The sequence below is a fragment of the Polynucleobacter sp. Latsch14-2 genome (assembly GCF_018881925.1).
Classification (GTDB): domain Bacteria; phylum Pseudomonadota; class Gammaproteobacteria; order Burkholderiales; family Burkholderiaceae; genus Polynucleobacter.
Genome location: NZ_JACVPL010000003.1, coordinates 248,474 through 266,212, shown reverse-complemented (window position 1 = coordinate 266,212; position 17,739 = coordinate 248,474). Strand labels below are relative to the sequence as shown.

Sequence of the window (17,739 nt, the reverse complement as noted above, 5' to 3'; positions counted from 1 at the left end):
CATCAAGGTAACGAGATACAAACTTGAGCTTTTCATCCATCTTCGTACTTTCATTCCACGGCATAGTAAGGTCCCTCCTATGCCAAAAACTGTAAAGTATGTGTCCGGTATAAAGTGTTAACTATGTCTCGGGTAGTACACCCTCATCAGCAATGGTGGGGGTTTGTTTTTTTAGATGTGACTTTGAATGAAGCTTTAGGGTTACTCGATGCTTGATGTATACCTAATCAGTCGCTAGTTTCATGCGCCCTCATTTAAGGCGATAAACTCACCCTGGAATAACTTCTCAGCAATGGGGTAATTGACTTAACGAATTTTGGATTAAATGATTAAGTTTTTCAGCCTCAACCGATCCCAAAATTTTTCACAATATAAAGAGTCAAAATGAATGGCCCATCAACTTCATTAAGCCTTAAGCAATATTTTTTTGAATTCTTCGGCTTTAGGTTCAAGTTTTAAAAAACTTCAATCTTGTTTAAGTCAGAGGAACGAAGATCTCAGTCTTTCTTGCTAAAGGTAAACCACATTCTTGGGCATGGACGGTAATTTTTTCCATCATTTCTAAAGTAACCCCCCCAGGATAGCGATAAACTTCCATCCAAGTTTCAAGCTGATCGCTGGAAATCTCGGGTCTTTGCATTATGTCTATTTCTAAACCCGTATATTGCGCCTTTAATCTCTGAATGAGATTGTTAAGCAATGGTATTGTTTTTTGATGCTGCTCAGCGGGAACTTTATAGTAGACAAAAAGTGTGTTTGCGGTCTGCATATATTCTCTGAGTCCTATGTATTCTCTGATGACGTTGGTAGTGCCGCGGTCTGCTTGCCCATGCCAGACCAACGCTTTACTAAATCAGTATCAATCTCAAACAAATCTAAGCAGCGTCCAGTTGTATGATTGACAATATCATCTAAGGTCTTAGGCTTAGAATAAAACATGGGAACAGGGGGCATAATCACTGCGCCGTTTTCGGTTGCTTGTGTCATTGATTTTAAATGGCCAAAATGAAGAGGGGTCTCGCGCACCATAAGGACTAATCGGCGTCTTTCTTTTAAGACTACATCTGCCGCCCGCGACAATAAGCTAGTTGTCGAACCCCACGCAATCTCGGACAAAGAGCGGATCGAGCACGGAGCAACTACCATTCCAAGAGTTTTGAATGATCCAGATGCAATAGTTGCACCTACATTCTTATTATTGTGAACCACACTTGCTAAGCTCTCTACTTCTTTGATTGTCAAATCCATTTCCGAAGAAAGTGTCAGTTTTGCCGAATCAGACATCACTAAATGGGTTTCAATATCAGAACCATGTAAGGCTTGTAGGATTCTTACGCCATAGATAATCCCCGAGGCACCACTGATACCAATAATTAAACGCTTTGGATGATTCATGAGCAGCTCACTTTATTAAATTTAGGTTTTTATTGCTTAGATCTTAGGAATGGTCAGCAGGATTTCCTCTGAATAGCAGCTTACATCACTTTTTTTGCATTATATTCTCGGTAAAGAATATCATTACACCGGCTATCAAAATTCTTCTTTATACTATTAACATTCAAATATTTTCAGAGTCAATCATATGCCCAATCCTATACAGACTATTACTCAGCGTTTACAGAATTTAGGTATCGAACTGCCGCCTGCAAGTCCGCCAGCTGCTGCCTATGTGATGTCTGCCGCGATTGGCTCAACTGTTTTTCTATCGGGCCATATCGCCAAACAGCATGGTAAACCGTGGGTTGGAAAGCTGGGACTTGATATGGACACTGTTACTGGAAAACTAGCTGCCAGAGCGATTACGATTGATCTTTTAGCCACCTTGCAAGAGCATGCTGGGTCTCTTGATCGAGTCAAAAGGATCGTTAAAGTAATGGGGTTAGTAAACTCCACGGCTGAATTTACTGAGCATCATCTAGTCATTAATGGTTGTTCTGAATTGCTCTTTGACGTATTCGGAGAATCTGGGAGACACGCAAGAAGTGCTTTTGGGGTGGCTCAAATTCCTCTGGGAGCTTGTGTTGAAATTGAACTTATCGCCGAGCTACATCCATAGAACTGCTTAGCTATTTTTTATGACCTACCAATTCGATCATCTGGTTCTGATCGCGCGGGATCAAATTTTAGAGGTTAGCAGCCGATTGGCAGGTTTGGGTTTTAATCTGACGCCATTATCAAAACATAATTTAGGATCTTCTAATCAATTATGTATGCTTGATAGCACCTATTTGGAGGTTTTAGGCTGGGAGCATGGGACAACACCTGAGCGCAAGGAAATAGCTGAATTAGGAATTGGTCTTGATGCACTGGTTTTTAAAACGGATGATGCAGAGCAGTGTTTTAAGCGTTTGCAAGAGGCTGGTTTTGAGCCTAATCCGATCCAAGATCTTTCTCGTCCTGCTCAAGTTAATGAAAATATTCATACTGCCCTTTTTAAAACTGTGCGGTTTTCTGTACAACCAGTTACGGGCTTAAGAATCTATTTCTGTGAGCATCTCACTCCAGAATATCTCTGGTTTCATGAAGTAACAAAGCATCCCAATAAAAAAAATCACCTTCAAGAGATAGTTATTGCAAGCCCTGATCCATGTCATACGGCAAATTTATTTCATCGACTTCTTGATATTGCTACGCCACAATCTATGAAAAATTCTGAATTTATCGTGGACCTGAGCAATTGCATTTTGCGAATTAAACCTAGAGCCAGCCTTACACTTCCGCAAATTGAAGAAGTTAGGATAAATACCATCTCAAATTCCGTAAATCAGGTCTCAAATAGCACTTCTGAAGACCTGTTAATCAACCGGGATTTCTTTGCTGATTAGCATTTAGATAATTGGGATCGACGCAGATTCCAAGGCGCCAGCAATATCAGTTCACTCTATTTGTCTGCAGCTAGTCCCCATCTCTTTTGGCGGCGTCCCTGTTTCACTTTATCTGACTAAAAAAGATAGCGTGCTTTTTTTTGAAAAAAATGGTAATTTATTCACATTACGCATAATCTTTTTGCCCATACCCTTAAACCCGAAAGTACTTCATGCCAAGATCTTATCGCCCCAACGGATTGCTGATTATTTTTTATGGCTTTATTGCTTTATTTAGCAACATCGTAATTGCGGCAAATTTCCCAACTCGACCATTGACCATGATTATTCCTTATGCCGCAGGTGGATCGGCGGATGTTCTTGGTCGTGTGATTGCTGATGAAATGGGCCGTATTCTTGGTCAACCAGTTATACCTGAGCTAAAACCCGGTGCAGGAGGCAATATTGGGGCTGAATATGTAGCCAAATTGGTTAAACCGGATGGGTATTCATTTTTATTTGCATCTGTCAGCCTGTCAACTGGCCCAAGTCTTGCAAAGCTGAATTTTGATCCGACAAAAGATTTAAAAGCGGTTGCAGGTGTCGCTTCTATTCCTAGTCTGATGTTGGTATCAAACGATTCACCTTATCAAAATCTATCCGAATTTGTCAGTGCCGTAAAAACAAATCGAATCAAAGCCAGCTTTGGATCGTCCGGCAATAATACTGGCAGTCACTTGGTCGGTGAACTTTTTAAATCTGCTAGTGGAATTGAAATGACGCACGTTCCCTATAAAGGTAGCGGGGCAGTGTATCCAGATTTAATTGCTGGTCGCATTACCGTCCTCACCGATGTGATGGGTTCATCGCTCCCACAAGCAAAGGGAGGTATGGTCCGAGCAATAGCAATTACATCTACGAAGCGCTCGAAATTACTGCCGAATGTCCCAACCATTGCTGAGCAGGGTTACCCTGGATTTGAGTTTGGCACCTGGTTTGGCTTTTTTGCTCCAGCAGGAGTTCCAGATGATGTATTAAAAACGCTCGAGCAAGCAATCTTACAGGCGTTAAAAACAGACGCAGTAAAAGAGAGGCTCGATGCTGTTGGAGCTACGCTATTACCGGGTCCCGGAGTCGAATTTGAAAAATGGTACCTCGCTGATGTCCAACGTTGGGCTAAGCTTGTTAAAGAGGGAAGACTTCAAAAATCAGACTAAGTCTTTTTTCAAAATATATGCTCAATAGGCAGCAGCAAGCCCATCTCTTCGACTATCGCTTGCTGCAACATACCCATCAGACAACTGATCTGATAGCCTCCATATAAATTGGCCTGAACCAAAATCCATGTATGGGTCATCAATTTTCTTTAAGACGTGACCTTGTTTCTTTAAACCATCAATAGTTTGGGGGCTTAAGTTTTGTTCAACATCTAAGGTAAAGTCGTGGTTTACCTTCCATCTTGGTGCGTCACAAGCTGCTTGTGGCTGCTGCCCATACTTAAGCATCCGCAAAACTGTTTGAATGTGACCCTGGGGTTGCATATCGCCACCCATAACACCAAAACTCATTTGCGGAATCTGAATGCCATTTTCTTCTCGCATCAAGAATGCCGGAATAATTGTATGAAACGGTCGTTTGCCACCCGCTACAACATTTCTTGAGTGCGGATCCATGGAAAATCCAAAACCTCGGTTTTGCATGCTAATGCCCCACTCTGGAACAACCACCCCAGAGCCAAAACCCATATAGTTACTTTGGATAAATGAAACCATACGACCCTGTGCATCAGCAACTGAGAGATAAACTGTCCCCCCTGATTGAGGCATTCCATGTGAAAAATGGGTAGACTTTTTTAAATCAATTAATTTTGCTCGAGCAGCTAAGTAATGAGGGTCAAGCATTTGCGCTGGAGTAACCTCCATTGAGCGAGCATCTGCCACATATTGATAAACATCTGAAAAGGCTAATTTCATTGCTTCAATCTGCAAGTGTTGACTAGCCACACTATCGACAGCCAAGCTTGCCAAATCAAAATTTTCCAAGATGCCTAAGGCAATTAAAGCCCCAATACCTTGACCATTGGGAGGAATTTCGTGAACTTTATATGTTTTACCATCTCGACCAAGTACATTCTGAGAGATGGTTCCAACCCATTCTGGCTGATAGGAGCGAAGGTCCTCATGCGTCATGCTACCGCCATGTTCTTGTGAATAAGCGACTATTGCATCAGCTATCTCGCCCGTATAAAAATCCCTCAGGCCATTCTTGGCAAGTTGACGAAGGGTTTTTGCTGCGCCTAAAAATTGGAATTGCTCACCAGTCGAAGGTGATCTTCCGCCGGGCATAAATGTGTCAGCAAAACCAGGTTGATCTTTTAGTTCACCTACACCTGCAGCCCATTTATGAGCCAAAATTGGTGGCAAAGCATATCCCTTTTCGGCAATTTCAATTGCAGGCTCCAATAGATCACCTAAAGGCTTTGAGCCAAATCGTTGCAACAATGCATCCCATCCAGCAATAGCACCTGGAACAGTAACGACATCCCAGCCGCGCTTTGGTCGATTGGCTATTCCGTTTCCACCTAGGCCATATTTCTTTTCGTAATATTGCGGGCTCCATGCTTGTGGAGCCACGCCAGAAGCATTTAATCCATGTAGCTTTTCCCCGTCCCAGACAATTGCAAAGCAATCGCTTCCTAAACCATTGGAAACTGGTTCAACCACCATCAAAGCAGCCGCCGCAGCAATTGCTGCGTCAATAGCATTGCCGCCAGCCTGTAAAACTTTTAACCCAGCTTGTGCAGCATAAGGATGTGAGGTAGAAACAATATTTCTACCCATGACCGGCATCCGAATGGTCGGATATGGATTATTCCAATCAAATTGCATATGAATTTTTCTTTATAAATCTAATGTTTCAAAATTACTAAACCAGCCTGAACGCATCTATCCTGGTTGCTTGGCAGCAAATTTGGAATTTTTTAAACACATTCTGCCTCGAGGGTCTTGCCATAAGATACCTTTTGCATGCAGATCGCCAAAGGTATTCGCAATCGTTGCAAAACTATATTGAGAAAACTTCTCAGCAATCTCAGAGTAATAAACAGGACTAGCTTCAAGTAAAGCTAGTATTTGCTCTGCTAATTCTTCCCCAGTATTTTTTTCAGAAGCTAGCTCAGGATCTGCCTTGCCAGCGCAATATTCTGCGATCTTTGCGCTATCAGCATAGGCATATGAGATACGTTCAAAACGCTCTTTAGGAATTCCCTCGCCAATGGTCGCATCAACTCCAACCTTGGCGCCGGTTGGCACTTGCCCCGGAGTGATATACAAGCTAGGATCTAACGGCTTTGCTCGCGCTCCAGGGATGATCATAATATCTTTATCACCTTGTACACGAGTTGCTATTGCCCATTCAACCTCTGTAGGATTGAAAACGTCAATATCATCATCGACTACCACGATATGTTTTAGGTCCATGACGGACAAGGCTGCAAGGAGAGCATTTTTTCCCTCACCAGCTTGTTTTTCAATCGAGATCACAGCATGCCAAAAAGCACGGCCACCCAAAGTAACATTAATATCTTTGACTTGAATGCCGGCGGTTTTTAAAGCGCGTCGAATAGCTTGATAGCGGGTTGGTGCTGCTAACCATGTGTTCTCCCAAGGCATGTGCAAGTAATAAAACATGGGATTTTTGCGCATCATAATCGCTTTAATTCGAACATTGGGATTCCAATGGAGACCGCCCATGAGACCCGTAAATTCCCCAAAACGTCCCTCAGGTTGGGTCCAGCCGATTGGCAAAATTTCTCCCTCTAAAACAATTTCACTATCTGCTATGTAAGGCATATCAATTGTCTTGCACTGTCCCAAAGCAACACTGCATCCACGAATACCGCCAGCGATGCCCATCTCATCAATGCCAATGGGGGCCCTAAAGCCTGCTCCTAAAACTTCCATGGGATGTGTGCCAATCGAAATAGATATTGGGCAAGGACGACCGGCTTCAAATGCTCGTTGGGCAAACATTCGCATATTATTCGGCGTAACAATGTCTATCCCCGTCAGATTTTTTTCTTTGATAATGAAGCGATATACGCCAGTATTAATGCCGTATTCAGGATCCCTAGCCATGACTACGCCAGCAGTAATCATGGGGCCGCCGTCATAAATTGAACTCAGTGGGATTGGCAGTTTAAATAAATCCACCTCATCACCTTGCCAAATAATTTCCTCTGTACTGGAGGTGCTCACCCGGGTCGGTCCAATCGGATTATCAATCCCTTGCTGTAGCTTATCCTCAATCTGTCTAAAGGACTCGCATCCAACAGACATAACTGCTCTCTTTTCAGTTCGAACAATGCCAGATAAAACTGGAATATCGTAGCCAATCACATTGTGAAATAAGATGGCCTTATCTGATTGATCTACCAATGTTGCGATGTGACGAATATCCACCGACTGATGCAAATCGATTAATTCACCAGACTCTCTTAATCTATCAACAAAGCCTCTGAGGTCTTCTTTAAAGGGAGTAAGTTGTGTCATATTAATCTTTCTTCTATGAATGTTTAATCGAGTTTAGCACCGGTGGCTTTGATCATTTTTTCCCACCGTATCGTTTCTGTTTTTGTGAAATCAGTAAGTTGGGACGCGTTCAATTGAAGAACCTCACCGCCCTGCGCTTTTACTTTTGCAATAAAGTCTGGGCTTCTCAAAATAAGGCCGAGCTCTTTACTTAAGTATTCAATAATGTCACGCGGCACGCCTACAGGCGCAACCACAGCAAACCAAGATTCCATTTCATAGCCTTTGACGCCAGCCTCAATCATGGTGGGTACTTCTGGCAAAACAGAAATCCGTTTAGCGCTCGTAACTGCTAGCGGCCTTAATTTACCTGCATTAATAAATTCAATGACGGACTCTACCGAGGCAAACATTAAATTAACTTGACCGCCCAAGGTATCCGTTACTGCTGGACCAGTTCCTTTATAAGGAATATGCGCCATACTGACGCCGGTGAGATACTTAAATTCTTCCGCAGCTAAGTGAGCTCCACCACCAGAACCTGCTGATGCAAAATTAAGTTGCCCGGGCTTACTTTTTGCTAAGTTAATTAATTCTTGTACAGACTTTACTGGGATCGATGAATTCGTAACAAGTATCAAAGGAAATTGTGCCAATCCAGAAACGGATGCAAAATCGCGGGTCACGCTAAAGGGTAGTTTGGAGTACAAAGAGGCATTAGCAACTAACGCTGATGGCAGAAGCATTAAGGTGTAACCATCGGCTGGGGATTGCGCTACCATTTCAGCGCCAATTGCTCCGCCAGCACCACCCTTATTTTCAACGAAAACTGTTTGCCGAATTGAGCTAGATAGCGCTGCAGCCATTGATCTTCCAATGCCATCAGCTGGTCCGCCTGGCGGGAAGGGAATTATTAACTTGATAGGCTTATTGGGGTAACCGGCTGGCTGTGCCGCTAATCCAAAAGATATGAGTGATATGAGTGTAAAAGTACTCCAAAAAATCGAGCGGCGTATCCAAGTATTTTTGTTCATTTAGGATTATTTTCTAAAAAATTAAAATGCTAAAAAACACTCGCTATAAGATTTGAATTTGGTTAAATTTACCTTACATTACTCATCATTCTGCGATACGAATTTACCAATACGATTGCTTGAATCCATTAAATCATTTTTCAATTGATTGTGCACTGATTTTTTATAGCTTAAGAAAAATAAAAACCCCAGTGAATTTTTAGCTATGGAATTTGAGTAGCCTTAGCTTGCTTTTATAAGAAATTCAAGGGCAGCGCGGTAGTGTATTTGATTTGCTCCATAGCAAAGCTAGAATTCACATCAAAGATATCCGCTGTTTTAATTAATTTTTTGTAGACTGCATCATAGCCAGCAATATCCGGAACCACAACGCGTAATAGATAGTCCATGTCACCGCTCATTCGGTAAAACTCGACTACCTCAGGCAGTAGCATTACTGCAGCTTGGAATTTCTCAAACCATGCTTGATTGTGCCCACTGGTTTTTATCGCAACAAAAACTGTTACGCCAACATTTAATTTTTGGGCATCCAGCAAGACTACCTTCTTGCGGATATAGCCATCATCCTCAAGTCGTTGCATCCTCCGCCAACAGGGGGTAACGGATAAACCGACCTTTTCAGCAACTGACCCAACTGAGAGGGTGCAATCTTGTTGCAGAATCGACAGTATTTGGAAATCTATCTTATCTATTTTCATAATATTAGAAATATATACTAAAAAAATTACTGAAATTGATAAAATTAGCAATTATTTTTTCATCAGTTGCACTATGATGATTAAAAGTCAGTTAGATAGGCTTAAAGCTATATTTCAACTTCTTACGCATCGTCTAATATTTCAATTCAAATTTAATCCTCTGGAGAAATCAAAATTATGAAAGCCTTGGTACTTAGCCAGCATGGTGGCCTCGAAAATCTAAAATGCGTTTCCGATTACCCAATGCCTGTCGTGCAAGATGGCCATGTCATTATTAAAGTGGGGGCATCTTCATTTAATTACCATGATGTCTTTACTGTCAAAGGGATGCCCGGCATCAAAGTTCCTTTGCCAGTTGTGATTGGACTCGACTTCGCTGGAACGATTACCGAAATCGGTGGTCAAGTTACAGGCTGGAATGTAGGTGACCGAGTCTTGGTAAATCCCTTAAATAAAACTAAGGGGCTAATGGGTGAAATGCTCGACGGCGGAATGGCGGAGTATTGTCTCGTTTCTGCGGAACAGTTGATCAAAATGCCTGACGCTGTATCTTTTGCTGAAGCAGCCTCATTACCAGTCGCGTATGGCACTGCCCATCGCATGTTGATAACCCACAATACGATTAAAAAAGGTGATCGTGTTCTTATCCTTGGAGCATCAGGCGGTGTTGGCACTGGTTGTGTGATTCTTGCTAAAAAGTTAGGTGCTGAAGTTATCGCATGTGCTGGCGGCGCTGAAAAACTAGAGCGTCTCAAAGAAATTGGTGCAGATGAAGTCATTAACTATAAAGAAGTCGACTTTTCTAAATGGGCTATAGAAAAATATGGCAAACCACAGCGCCGCAATTACGAAGGAGGGGTAGATGTTGTTATTAACTTCACTGGTGGCGATACTTGGGTGCCATCTTTACGCTGTCTCAAGCGCGGTGGCAAATTATTAGTTTGCGGTGCAACTGCTGGGCATGACCCGAAAGAGGATTTACGTTTTATCTGGAGTTTTGAGCTTCAAATCATTGGCTCAAACAGTTTCTATATGGAAAATCTCACCGCTCTAATGGACATGATCTCAAAAGGTGAAATTAAGCCAATGATTGATAAAATTCTTCCGCTTGAACAAGCAAGTGAAGGCTTACGATTAATCCAAGATAGAGAAGTTCTTGGCAAAGTTGTTATTACCCCATAATTAAGGCGCTCAATATGTCTACTCCAATGATTACAGCTCAAGAAGTTGAAGAAAAATTAAAACGCGGCCCATTTCATCAGTGGTTGGGATTGAAAGTTCTCGCAGTGACTGAAGGCGCTATCGAAATAGAGGCAACTTGGCGCGAAGAATGGGTTGTGAATCCTGATCGTCAATATACCCATGGTGGTATTTTGGCGGCCCTTGTCGACCTTACCGCCGACTGGGCTTTGGTTTCTAAAACAGGTCGAGGTGTTCCCACCATTGACATGCGTGTTGACTACCATCGTGCTGCTATGCCTGGTAATTTAATTGCCAAAGGCAAGGTGATTAAATTTGGAAGTCAATTTAGCGTTGCAGAAGCCATGATTTATGACAAAGATGGAGTGTTGTGCGCTAGCGGAAGAGGCGTTTACTCAACTGCACCGCCACCACCACCAAAAGCTTAGAGAGTTAATTTGGATTCTATGAATTTAGGGGATTTATTTAGGCGCGACCGAGACCCAAATCAAGTCGCGCTAATTGATCTAGGTGGCTATCTAGGTAGCAATCTTGGTGAGAATCCTGTAAGTGAATTAGCACCGCGAGAGTTTACCTATGGGCAACTCGATGAGATGGCTAACGCCGTTGCGCGAGGATTAGAGGCGCAAGCGCTACCAGCGGGCACCCGCGTTGCCATTCTCTCAGCGAATCGAGCAGAATTCATTGCGTGTTTATTTGGAATTATGAGAGCTGGACTAGTTGCAGTCCCAGTAAATTATAAATTTCCACAGAAAATGATTGATTTTGTGCTTGCAGACTCAGGCGCTCAATTGGTTTTTTGTGATGCCTTAAGGGCATGCAATGCTCCCGTAACAATTCCCAAAATTGTCTTTGATCAAAACGATTCTGAGGGATTTGATGGCTTTATCAATCCCGGACCCTATAGCTCGATTATTCCTAAACCTGATCAAGTTGCAATGATCTTGTATACATCAGGCTCATCAGGCAAACCCAAAGGTGTCATGCTTAGCCACCAAAGTCATGTATGGGTTGCAAAAACACGCCTTGGAAAAAATAATTGGTCACATCATCGCTTTTTAATTGCTGCGCCTTTGTATCACATGAACGCCTTAGCTCTCACCAAGCTAGCAATTCTTGCGCATGCTCAAATTATTCTTCTGCCACAATTTGATGCCAAGCAATATATCAAAGCAACAGAAAAGTATCGCTGCACTTGGCTAACTGCTGTCCCACCAATGATTGCAATGATGTTGCAAGAAACAGAGTTGCTCAAAAGTGCAGACTTATCCTCGGTAGAATTTTTACGTATGGGTTCAGCGCCTATCTCCCCCAAACTTTTGGCGGCAATTCATGAAGCTCTTCCCCATACTAAGGTCACGAATGCTTTCGGCACTACCGAGGCGGGGCCCGTGGTCTTTGGCGTACATCCTAACCAACTAGAGCAGCCAACAATCTCCGTTGGCTATCCTCATCCTGAGGTAGAACTGCGTCTAGTAGATGAAAATAATTTACCAGCAGATCAAGGTATTCTTCAAATGAAATCTCCAGGAGTGATGCTTGGATATCATCAAAGCTCCCTAAGAGATCCTTTGCCGCATCCATTTACACCCGATGGCTTTTACAGTACGGGCGATCTTTTTAGAAAAGATGAAAATGGCTTTTACTACTTCATTGGCCGAAGTGACGATATGTTTGTTTGTGGTGGAGAAAATATTTACCCCACTGAAGTAGAGCGCCTTCTTGAGTCACATCCAGACGTTGAAGCTGCAGCAGTAGTGCCTGTTGAGGATTACATTAAAGGTCAAAAACCAGCTGCTTATGTGGTTAAAAAACAAAACAGTACGATTACTGAATCAGAAATAAAAACCTTTTGTTTGGAGAATGGGCCGGCCTACCAACATCCTCGTTGGGTGGTATTTTTAGATGCGCTCCCATTGGCTTCCACAAATAAAATTGATCGTATATTTTTAAAAAATGATGCGAAAAATAATTTAGCCAACAGAGATTAAAGTCATTTATGAAGTCATCGAAAAAAGATTGGATTAATCAAGCAGTCCATAAGATTGAAGCTGATTTTTGCCGAAGTGTCGATACACATATTATTCCAATCCCATTAAAAAACTACAGTCATCACGGTATTGATTTGTATCTGAAGGATGAGTCAACCCATCCTTCGGGTAGCTTAAAGCATCGTCTGGCACGATCATTATTTCTTTATGCACTATGTCATAACTGGTTGGATGAGGGGATCACTGTAATCGAGGCCTCGAGCGGCTCAACTGCTGTTAGTGAAGCTTATTTTGCGAATATGCTAGGCCTGCCATTCATCGCAGTGATGCCAAAAAATACATCCTCTGAGAAACTGGAGCGCGTGCATTTTTATGGAGGGTCATGCCATTTGGTAGACCATTCTAGTGAAGTTTATGCGGTTGCAAGGGATCTTGCTATCAAAACCCGGGGCCATTTTATGGACCAATTTACTTATGCCGAAAGGGTTACTGATTGGCGAGGCAATAACAATATTGGACAAAGTATCTTTAGTCAGATGGCCTTTGAAAGGCACCCAATTCCAAAGTGGATTGTAGTGGGGGCTGGTACCGGTGGTACTAGCGCAACTATTGGGCGCTATATTCGATATCAAAGGCACTCAACTGAGGTTTGCGTTCCAGACCCAGAGGGCTCCGTATTTATGGATTATTACTCAACTGGGGATGAAACACTTCGCTCGGAAGGCTCAAGGATCGAGGGAATTGGTAGGCCTAGGCCAGAGGCTAGTTTTATTCCATCAGTCATTGACCGAATGATTCGCGTTCAGGATAAAGACTCTGTTGTATCAATGCAAATACTAAGTGATATTCTTGGCCGCAAAGTTGGGCCATCAACAGGCACAAACTTTGTAGCTATGCTCAGGCTAGCCAGCGAACTAAAAGAGAACGGCCTTCAGGGCTCAATACTCTCTCTGCTTTGCGATAGTGGCGATCGCTACCAAAATACTTTTTATAATAAAAACTGGATATCCAGTCACATTGGGGATGTTGAAGATTCGTTTAAAGATATGAGCAATTCAATCAAGACATTTTGATCGACTAGTTTTCTTTGGGCATCCACCCTCACCAATCCTTTGGTCTTAGGTTCAAATTCTGGTGATCCCACTAAGAGCGGATTCAAAACGGAATTCAGAAGTTTTTGAATGATGTGCCGTGATGATATATGTCAGAATACTCCAAGGTCGCCCATTGACAGCTATTAGCCATTGCACCGAAACCTTTTGATTTAGAAAACCAAGGGCCGACTGAGTTCTTCTCTTAAATCCATGAATTTGCTGATACACCGACACTGACCACCCGCAGACCTACTTTTTATATGGCCCTATCATTGAGTTCTGCCCTCCTAATCCTTTGGTCCTAGGTTCAAGTCCCGGTGACCCACCAGAAATAACCCTGACTAAGGATGGCTAGGTTTTTATATTTAAGGTGTGCATTTAGTTTCAATGCCATTCTTTAAAATATTTTCAAATAACTGAAGCTTAATAAATGAATATTAATTCTGATTACAGCCAAAAGATCGTGATAAACCATCATGACTTACCTTGGGTAGCTAGTTCCAATCCGGGGGTTGAAAGACGTATGCTTGAGCGCATGGGTAATGAAGTTGCAAAAGCAACATCCATCGTCTGCTATCAACCAGGCGCTCAATTTAAAATGCACCATCATGAATTAGGCGAAGAGATTCTCGTTTTGGAAGGCATATTTAGTGATGAGACGGGTGACTACTCGGCGGGTACTTACATCATGAACCCACCTGGTTCATCTCATGCCCCATTTAGTAAGTCTGGGTGCACGCTCTTTGTGAAGTTGCGCCACCTTGGGCCAGATCAGGTCGACCGAGAGCTTATTGATACTAAAACAGCACCTTGGCATCAGGGTATGGTGCCAGGTCTTTCAGTCATGCCGCTGATGCGACAAGGAACTGGATCAACTCTGGTTCGCTGGGCGCCTCAAACCTATTTCAACCCACATAGGCACTATGGCGGCGAAGAAATTTTTGTTGTTGATGGAGTATTTGAAGATGAGCATGGGCGCTATCCTGCAGGCTCATGGATCAGAAGCCCGCACATGAGTTTGCATCAACCATTCAGTAAGGAAGGTTGCACTATCTTTGTTAAGACTGGGCATTTGTTGGAGTAAGTCACCTAGAGCTTCAAGGCGTTTGGGTCATTGCCTCAAGGTGTATTGCTTTCGAACTCTATTTTTTCTGGTGGCTACCTTTCCTTGAGGCGAGCACTTTTGCGTGATTTTTCATAAAAGTGATTGGGCTTAGATTTGACCCAATGTATAAATTTTTTCATTTCAGGATGCTCTTGAAGGTCTGAAGCTGTATTCAGTTTCATGGCCAATTCAGTCTCGGTAAAGAGGGCATGAATTTGGCGATGACAAATGCGGTGCAGATACTCCGTTGTTTTGCCGCCCCTGGATTTAGGTACCAGGTGATGCGCGTCTTTTTGAGACTCTGGAATGGGGCGGTTGCAAATCGGGCACACAACATCAACCGCTTGGACGTAAGGGGTGGGCGATAGCGAAATCAGTTTCCGACGTATTGTTCCAATCATGACATTTTTTTAAATTTGAGGTGTCGTACGAGTTTAGTAAATAAGTCATAAACTTGCACAGTGCCAAGATTTCAGCCCAATATACTCTCTGAGTCCGATATATCCCGCCTAATCGAAATGGCTTGGGAGGATCGCACCCCATTTGATGCTATTGAAAAATCATTTGGCATCTCTGAGTCCCAAGTGATTGAGCTGATGCGCCATAAACTTAAAAGAAGTTCATTTAAGCTATGGCGTGAACGCGTCAGCGGAAGGGCGACTAAGCATGTTGCCCTGCGCAGTAAATTAGTCGAACGCGCATATTGTCCAACTCAATATAAAAATAAATGAACTCTCCTAATAGACTGGTCTTAATTCTAGGAGACCAGCTTGATTTAAATGGTGCGGCACTCAAAAACTTTAATTTCGAGACGGATGAAGTTTTTATGGTTGAGTCCATTCCGGAGGCTCAGTATGTTTGGTCTCATAAGGCTAAGATTGCCTTATTTTTGTCAGCCATGCGGCACTTTGCGAAAAGCCTCAAGGAGTCCAATCACCCTCTTACGTATATTCAAGGCTCGCACCTATCAATCGTTGAGGCCTTAAAAGAAAAAGTGATCCAGGATCGGATTACACATCTAATCTGTGTTGAACCTGGTGAGTGGCGCTTAAAGCAGCAGATTGAAGTGCTATCTAAGGAGCTAGACCTTCACCTAGATATGCGTGAGGATGACCACTTCTTTTGCTCCCATCAAGAATTTATTGCTTGGACTGCAGGCAAGAAAGAGTTGCGGCTAGAGTACTTTTACCGCTTAATGCGCAAGACCCATGATATTTTGGTCGATGCTGACGGAAACCCAGAGGGTGGTCAATGGAATTTTGACCAGGATAATCGCAAGCCGTATTCAAAAAAAGGCCCCGGCATTATTGATGAACCAGTGATGTTTGAACCAGATTCGATTACGCAAGAAGTCATCACATTCGTAAAGAAGAATTATTCAAGCCACCCTGGTTCAATAGAGGAATTTTGGTGGCCAGTGAATCGTTTACAAGCCCTAGAGGCCTTAAATTATTTTGTGGAGTACCGTTTACGAAACTTCGGAGTCTATCAGGATGCAATGTGGACCAAAACTCCTTATGGTTGGCACTCGATCCTTTCAAGCTCGCTCAATTTAAAGCTATTAAATCCTCGCGAGGTGATTTCTGCTGTCCTAGTTGCTTGGACAAAGTACTCGTTAGATATCGCCACGATTGAGGGTTTTATTCGTCAAATATTAGGTTGGCGAGAATTTGTTAGGGGTATGTATTACCTGGATATGCCCCAGATGGCTCAAGATAATTATTATGCACACCAAAGAGCGCTACCAAGTTGGTATTGGAATGGGAAAACCCATATGGCTTGCATGCAGGATGCCATCGGTCAAACCTTGCAGTATGGGTATGCGCATCATATTCAGCGCTTGATGGTGACTGGAAACTTTGCCTTACTTGCAGAAATTCTGCCATCAGAGGTGTGCGATTGGTACTTGGCAATTTATGTTGATGCAATTGAATGGGTAGAGCTCCCTAATACTGCTGGCATGGCCTTGTTTGCTAATGGAGGTCGCTTTACCAGCAAGCCCTATATTGCTAGCGGAGCTTATATTAAGCGTATGAGTAATTATTGTGACTCCTGCAAATACAAGCCAGATGTTCGCTTTGGAGAGGTGGCTTGTCCTATTACGACCTTATATTGGAATTTTTTAATTAAGCATCGTAGCCAGTTTGAATCTAGCCCGCGCACAAAATTAATGACGGCAAATCTCAAGAGAATTAGCGATGAGGATCAAGCTTTGATTGTGGGGCATGCGGAGCATCTGTTAAATAATTTGGATAATCTCTAGGGTTTTACATGAGCACTACTTTTAAGGGTAATAAAAGTTATCTGCCTAGCAAAATTTGTGTCATCTGTAAAAAAGAAATGACATGGAGAAAGTCTTGGGATAAAAACTGGGAGACTATTAAATATTGCTCTGATGCTTGCAGGAAAAAGACGCCTAAAGTGGTTGGCTAATGAGGCTACTGCATTTTTACCAGGGTAATTTCTCTCCTGAGTATGAGATGAAGCTTCCTGAGTCTTCTTTTTTCAGATTCTTAATCACCTGAAACATATCGCTTGCTGCAAGGTTTGCTGGTCTACCAATTTGTTGGCCACGAAATGGTTTCGAGAGCGCTGAGTTTACTGTGCCGGGATGCATTGCAATTAACACAGTATTAGGCTTTGTTCGAGTTAGTTCAATCGATGCGGTTTTAATCAGCATATTGAGAGCAGCCTTAGAGGCTCGGTAGCTGTACCACCCGCCAAGACGATTATCTTCAATACTGCCGACCTTGGCGGAAAGGGTAACCATGATGCTGTGCTTTGGATCCAATAGCTTAGAGAAGTGACGGATTGTTAGTGCTGGTCCAATGGCATTGATCTTCAATAATTCTGTTAGTTGCTGAGTATTGAGATCATCTAGCCTCTTTTCAGGCATCCAGTCACTAGTATGCAAAAGCCCAATTGTATTAATGATGAGTTGGAAGGGCGCTTGACAAGATAGTGCAACGGCACAAGACTCTATTGAGTCTGGGTTCTGATAATCGAGTGAATATTCCGAGCTGCGATGAAGACCCACTACTTGCGAACACCATGGATTATTTTCAAGCAAGCCCATAAATGCTGAGCCAATAGCGCCAGAGGATCCAAGAACAAGTGCGCGAAAGGGGTTTGGAAGCAATCCCATCAATTTTTTCTCAAGAGTATGAATATCAATTTCAGCATTAGCCAAGTTTAAGCTCACAACGCGTAACACTGGGAACTACTTATTCCACTCAGGTAGCAACTTATTCAGACAAGTGATTACCCGCAGGTTTTTAAAAAAA

At 42.8% G+C, this 17,739-nt stretch carries 19 protein-coding genes; 11 read left to right on the top strand and 8 right to left on the bottom strand.

Annotation, left to right across the window (positions count from 1 at the left end):
• Positions 1–475: 475 nt before the first annotated feature.
• Together ICN46_RS05115 and ICN46_RS05110 are read right to left on the bottom strand one after the other, a co-directional pair.
• Positions 476–769 (bottom strand): DUF4936 family protein, encoded by a 294-nt coding sequence (locus ICN46_RS05115; protein WP_216205428.1) that lies wholly within the window; start codon positions 767–769, stop codon positions 476–478.
• A gap of 14 nt (positions 770–783) precedes the next feature.
• Entirely contained in the window at positions 784–1,395 is a 612-nt protein-coding gene (locus tag ICN46_RS05110) for a UbiX family flavin prenyltransferase (RefSeq protein ID WP_216205424.1), read from the bottom strand.
• A 187-nt stretch (positions 1,396–1,582) separates the two neighbouring features.
• Here ICN46_RS05110 and ICN46_RS05105 point away from each other — a divergent pair, with 187 nt between their 5' ends.
• The 3 genes from ICN46_RS05105 to ICN46_RS05095 all read left to right on the top strand — a co-directional run bounded on the left by ICN46_RS05105 (position 1,583) and on the right by ICN46_RS05095 (position 4,021).
• Complete coding sequence (locus tag ICN46_RS05105) at positions 1,583–2,056, top strand: RidA family protein (RefSeq protein WP_216205422.1); 474 nt, start codon at positions 1,583–1,585, stop codon at positions 2,054–2,056.
• Between the two features lie 19 nt (positions 2,057–2,075).
• Entirely contained in the window at positions 2,076–2,825 is a 750-nt protein-coding gene (locus ICN46_RS05100; protein WP_216205421.1) for a VOC family protein, read from the top strand.
• Positions 2,826–3,037: 212 nt separating this feature from the next.
• Complete coding sequence (locus ICN46_RS05095) at positions 3,038–4,021, top strand: Bug family tripartite tricarboxylate transporter substrate binding protein (protein ID WP_216205417.1); 984 nt, start codon at positions 3,038–3,040, stop codon at positions 4,019–4,021.
• 21 nt (positions 4,022–4,042) lie between these two features.
• Here the strand turns inward: ICN46_RS05095 and ICN46_RS05090 are convergent, their stop codons facing one another.
• The 4 genes from ICN46_RS05090 to ICN46_RS05075 form a co-directional block, all read right to left on the bottom strand.
• The gene (locus ICN46_RS05090; protein ID WP_216205414.1) at positions 4,043–5,692 is read right to left on the bottom strand and encodes a gamma-glutamyltransferase family protein; all 1,650 of its coding nucleotides are present in this window, start codon (positions 5,690–5,692) and stop codon (positions 4,043–4,045) included.
• Between the two features lie 57 nt (positions 5,693–5,749).
• Positions 5,750–7,354, bottom strand: coding sequence for a UbiD family decarboxylase (locus ICN46_RS05085; protein ID WP_216205411.1), 1,605 nt, complete (start codon positions 7,352–7,354; stop codon positions 5,750–5,752).
• Between the two features lie 23 nt (positions 7,355–7,377).
• Positions 7,378–8,367, bottom strand: a complete 990-nt coding sequence (locus ICN46_RS05080; RefSeq protein ID WP_216205409.1) for a tripartite tricarboxylate transporter substrate binding protein — start codon at positions 8,365–8,367, stop codon at positions 7,378–7,380.
• A gap of 233 nt (positions 8,368–8,600) precedes the next feature.
• The gene (locus tag ICN46_RS05075; RefSeq protein WP_370625485.1) at positions 8,601–9,059 is read right to left on the bottom strand and encodes an Lrp/AsnC family transcriptional regulator; all 459 of its coding nucleotides are present in this window, start codon (positions 9,057–9,059) and stop codon (positions 8,601–8,603) included.
• 183 nt (positions 9,060–9,242) lie between these two features.
• On the opposite strand from ICN46_RS05075, the gene ICN46_RS05070 reads away from it, so the two are divergent.
• The 5 genes from ICN46_RS05070 (at position 9,243) to ICN46_RS05050 (ending at position 14,434) form a co-directional block, all read left to right on the top strand.
• On the top strand, positions 9,243–10,247 hold the full coding sequence (locus ICN46_RS05070) for a quinone oxidoreductase family protein (protein WP_216205403.1): 1,005 nt from the start codon (positions 9,243–9,245) through the stop codon (positions 10,245–10,247).
• A 14-nt stretch (positions 10,248–10,261) separates the two neighbouring features.
• On the top strand, positions 10,262–10,693 hold the full coding sequence (locus ICN46_RS05065) for a PaaI family thioesterase (protein ID WP_216205399.1): 432 nt from the start codon (positions 10,262–10,264) through the stop codon (positions 10,691–10,693).
• 18 nt (positions 10,694–10,711) lie between these two features.
• Positions 10,712–12,256, top strand: a complete 1,545-nt coding sequence (locus tag ICN46_RS05060; RefSeq protein ID WP_216205502.1) for a class I adenylate-forming enzyme family protein — start codon at positions 10,712–10,714, stop codon at positions 12,254–12,256.
• 8 nt (positions 12,257–12,264) lie between these two features.
• Positions 12,265–13,329 carry a PLP-dependent cysteine synthase family protein gene (locus ICN46_RS05055; protein WP_216205396.1) on the top strand — a complete coding sequence of 355 codons (1,065 nt, stop codon included), beginning with the start codon at positions 12,265–12,267 and terminating at the stop codon, positions 13,327–13,329.
• 451 nt (positions 13,330–13,780) lie between these two features.
• Positions 13,781–14,434 carry a cupin domain-containing protein gene (locus tag ICN46_RS05050; RefSeq protein ID WP_216205393.1) on the top strand — a complete coding sequence of 218 codons (654 nt, stop codon included), beginning with the start codon at positions 13,781–13,783 and terminating at the stop codon, positions 14,432–14,434.
• Positions 14,435–14,508: 74 nt separating this feature from the next.
• On the opposite strand, the gene ICN46_RS05045 is transcribed toward ICN46_RS05050, so the two are convergent.
• Entirely contained in the window at positions 14,509–14,856 is a 348-nt protein-coding gene (locus ICN46_RS05045; protein ID WP_216205392.1) for an HNH endonuclease, read from the bottom strand.
• 60 nt (positions 14,857–14,916) lie between these two features.
• Between ICN46_RS05045 and ICN46_RS05040 the strand changes: the two genes are divergently transcribed.
• Genes ICN46_RS05040 through ICN46_RS05030 form a run of 3 tightly spaced genes read left to right on the top strand, consistent with a single transcriptional unit; the run spans position 14,917 to position 16,888 of the window.
• Positions 14,917–15,186, top strand: a complete 270-nt coding sequence (locus ICN46_RS05040) for a TIGR03643 family protein (RefSeq protein ID WP_216205389.1) — start codon at positions 14,917–14,919, stop codon at positions 15,184–15,186.
• The gene (locus ICN46_RS05035; RefSeq protein WP_216205385.1) at positions 15,183–16,718 is read left to right on the top strand and encodes a cryptochrome/photolyase family protein; all 1,536 of its coding nucleotides are present in this window, start codon (positions 15,183–15,185) and stop codon (positions 16,716–16,718) included. Before ICN46_RS05040 ends, ICN46_RS05035 begins: the two co-directional genes overlap by 4 nt.
• 8 nt (positions 16,719–16,726) lie before the next feature.
• Entirely contained in the window at positions 16,727–16,888 is a 162-nt protein-coding gene (locus ICN46_RS05030; RefSeq protein WP_216205382.1) for a DUF2256 domain-containing protein, read from the top strand.
• Positions 16,889–16,904: 16 nt separating this feature from the next.
• On the opposite strand, the gene ICN46_RS05025 is transcribed toward ICN46_RS05030, so the two are convergent.
• Complete coding sequence (locus tag ICN46_RS05025) at positions 16,905–17,657, bottom strand: SDR family NAD(P)-dependent oxidoreductase (RefSeq protein ID WP_524538588.1); 753 nt, start codon at positions 17,655–17,657, stop codon at positions 16,905–16,907.
• Between the last annotated feature and the right edge of the window lie 82 nt (positions 17,658–17,739).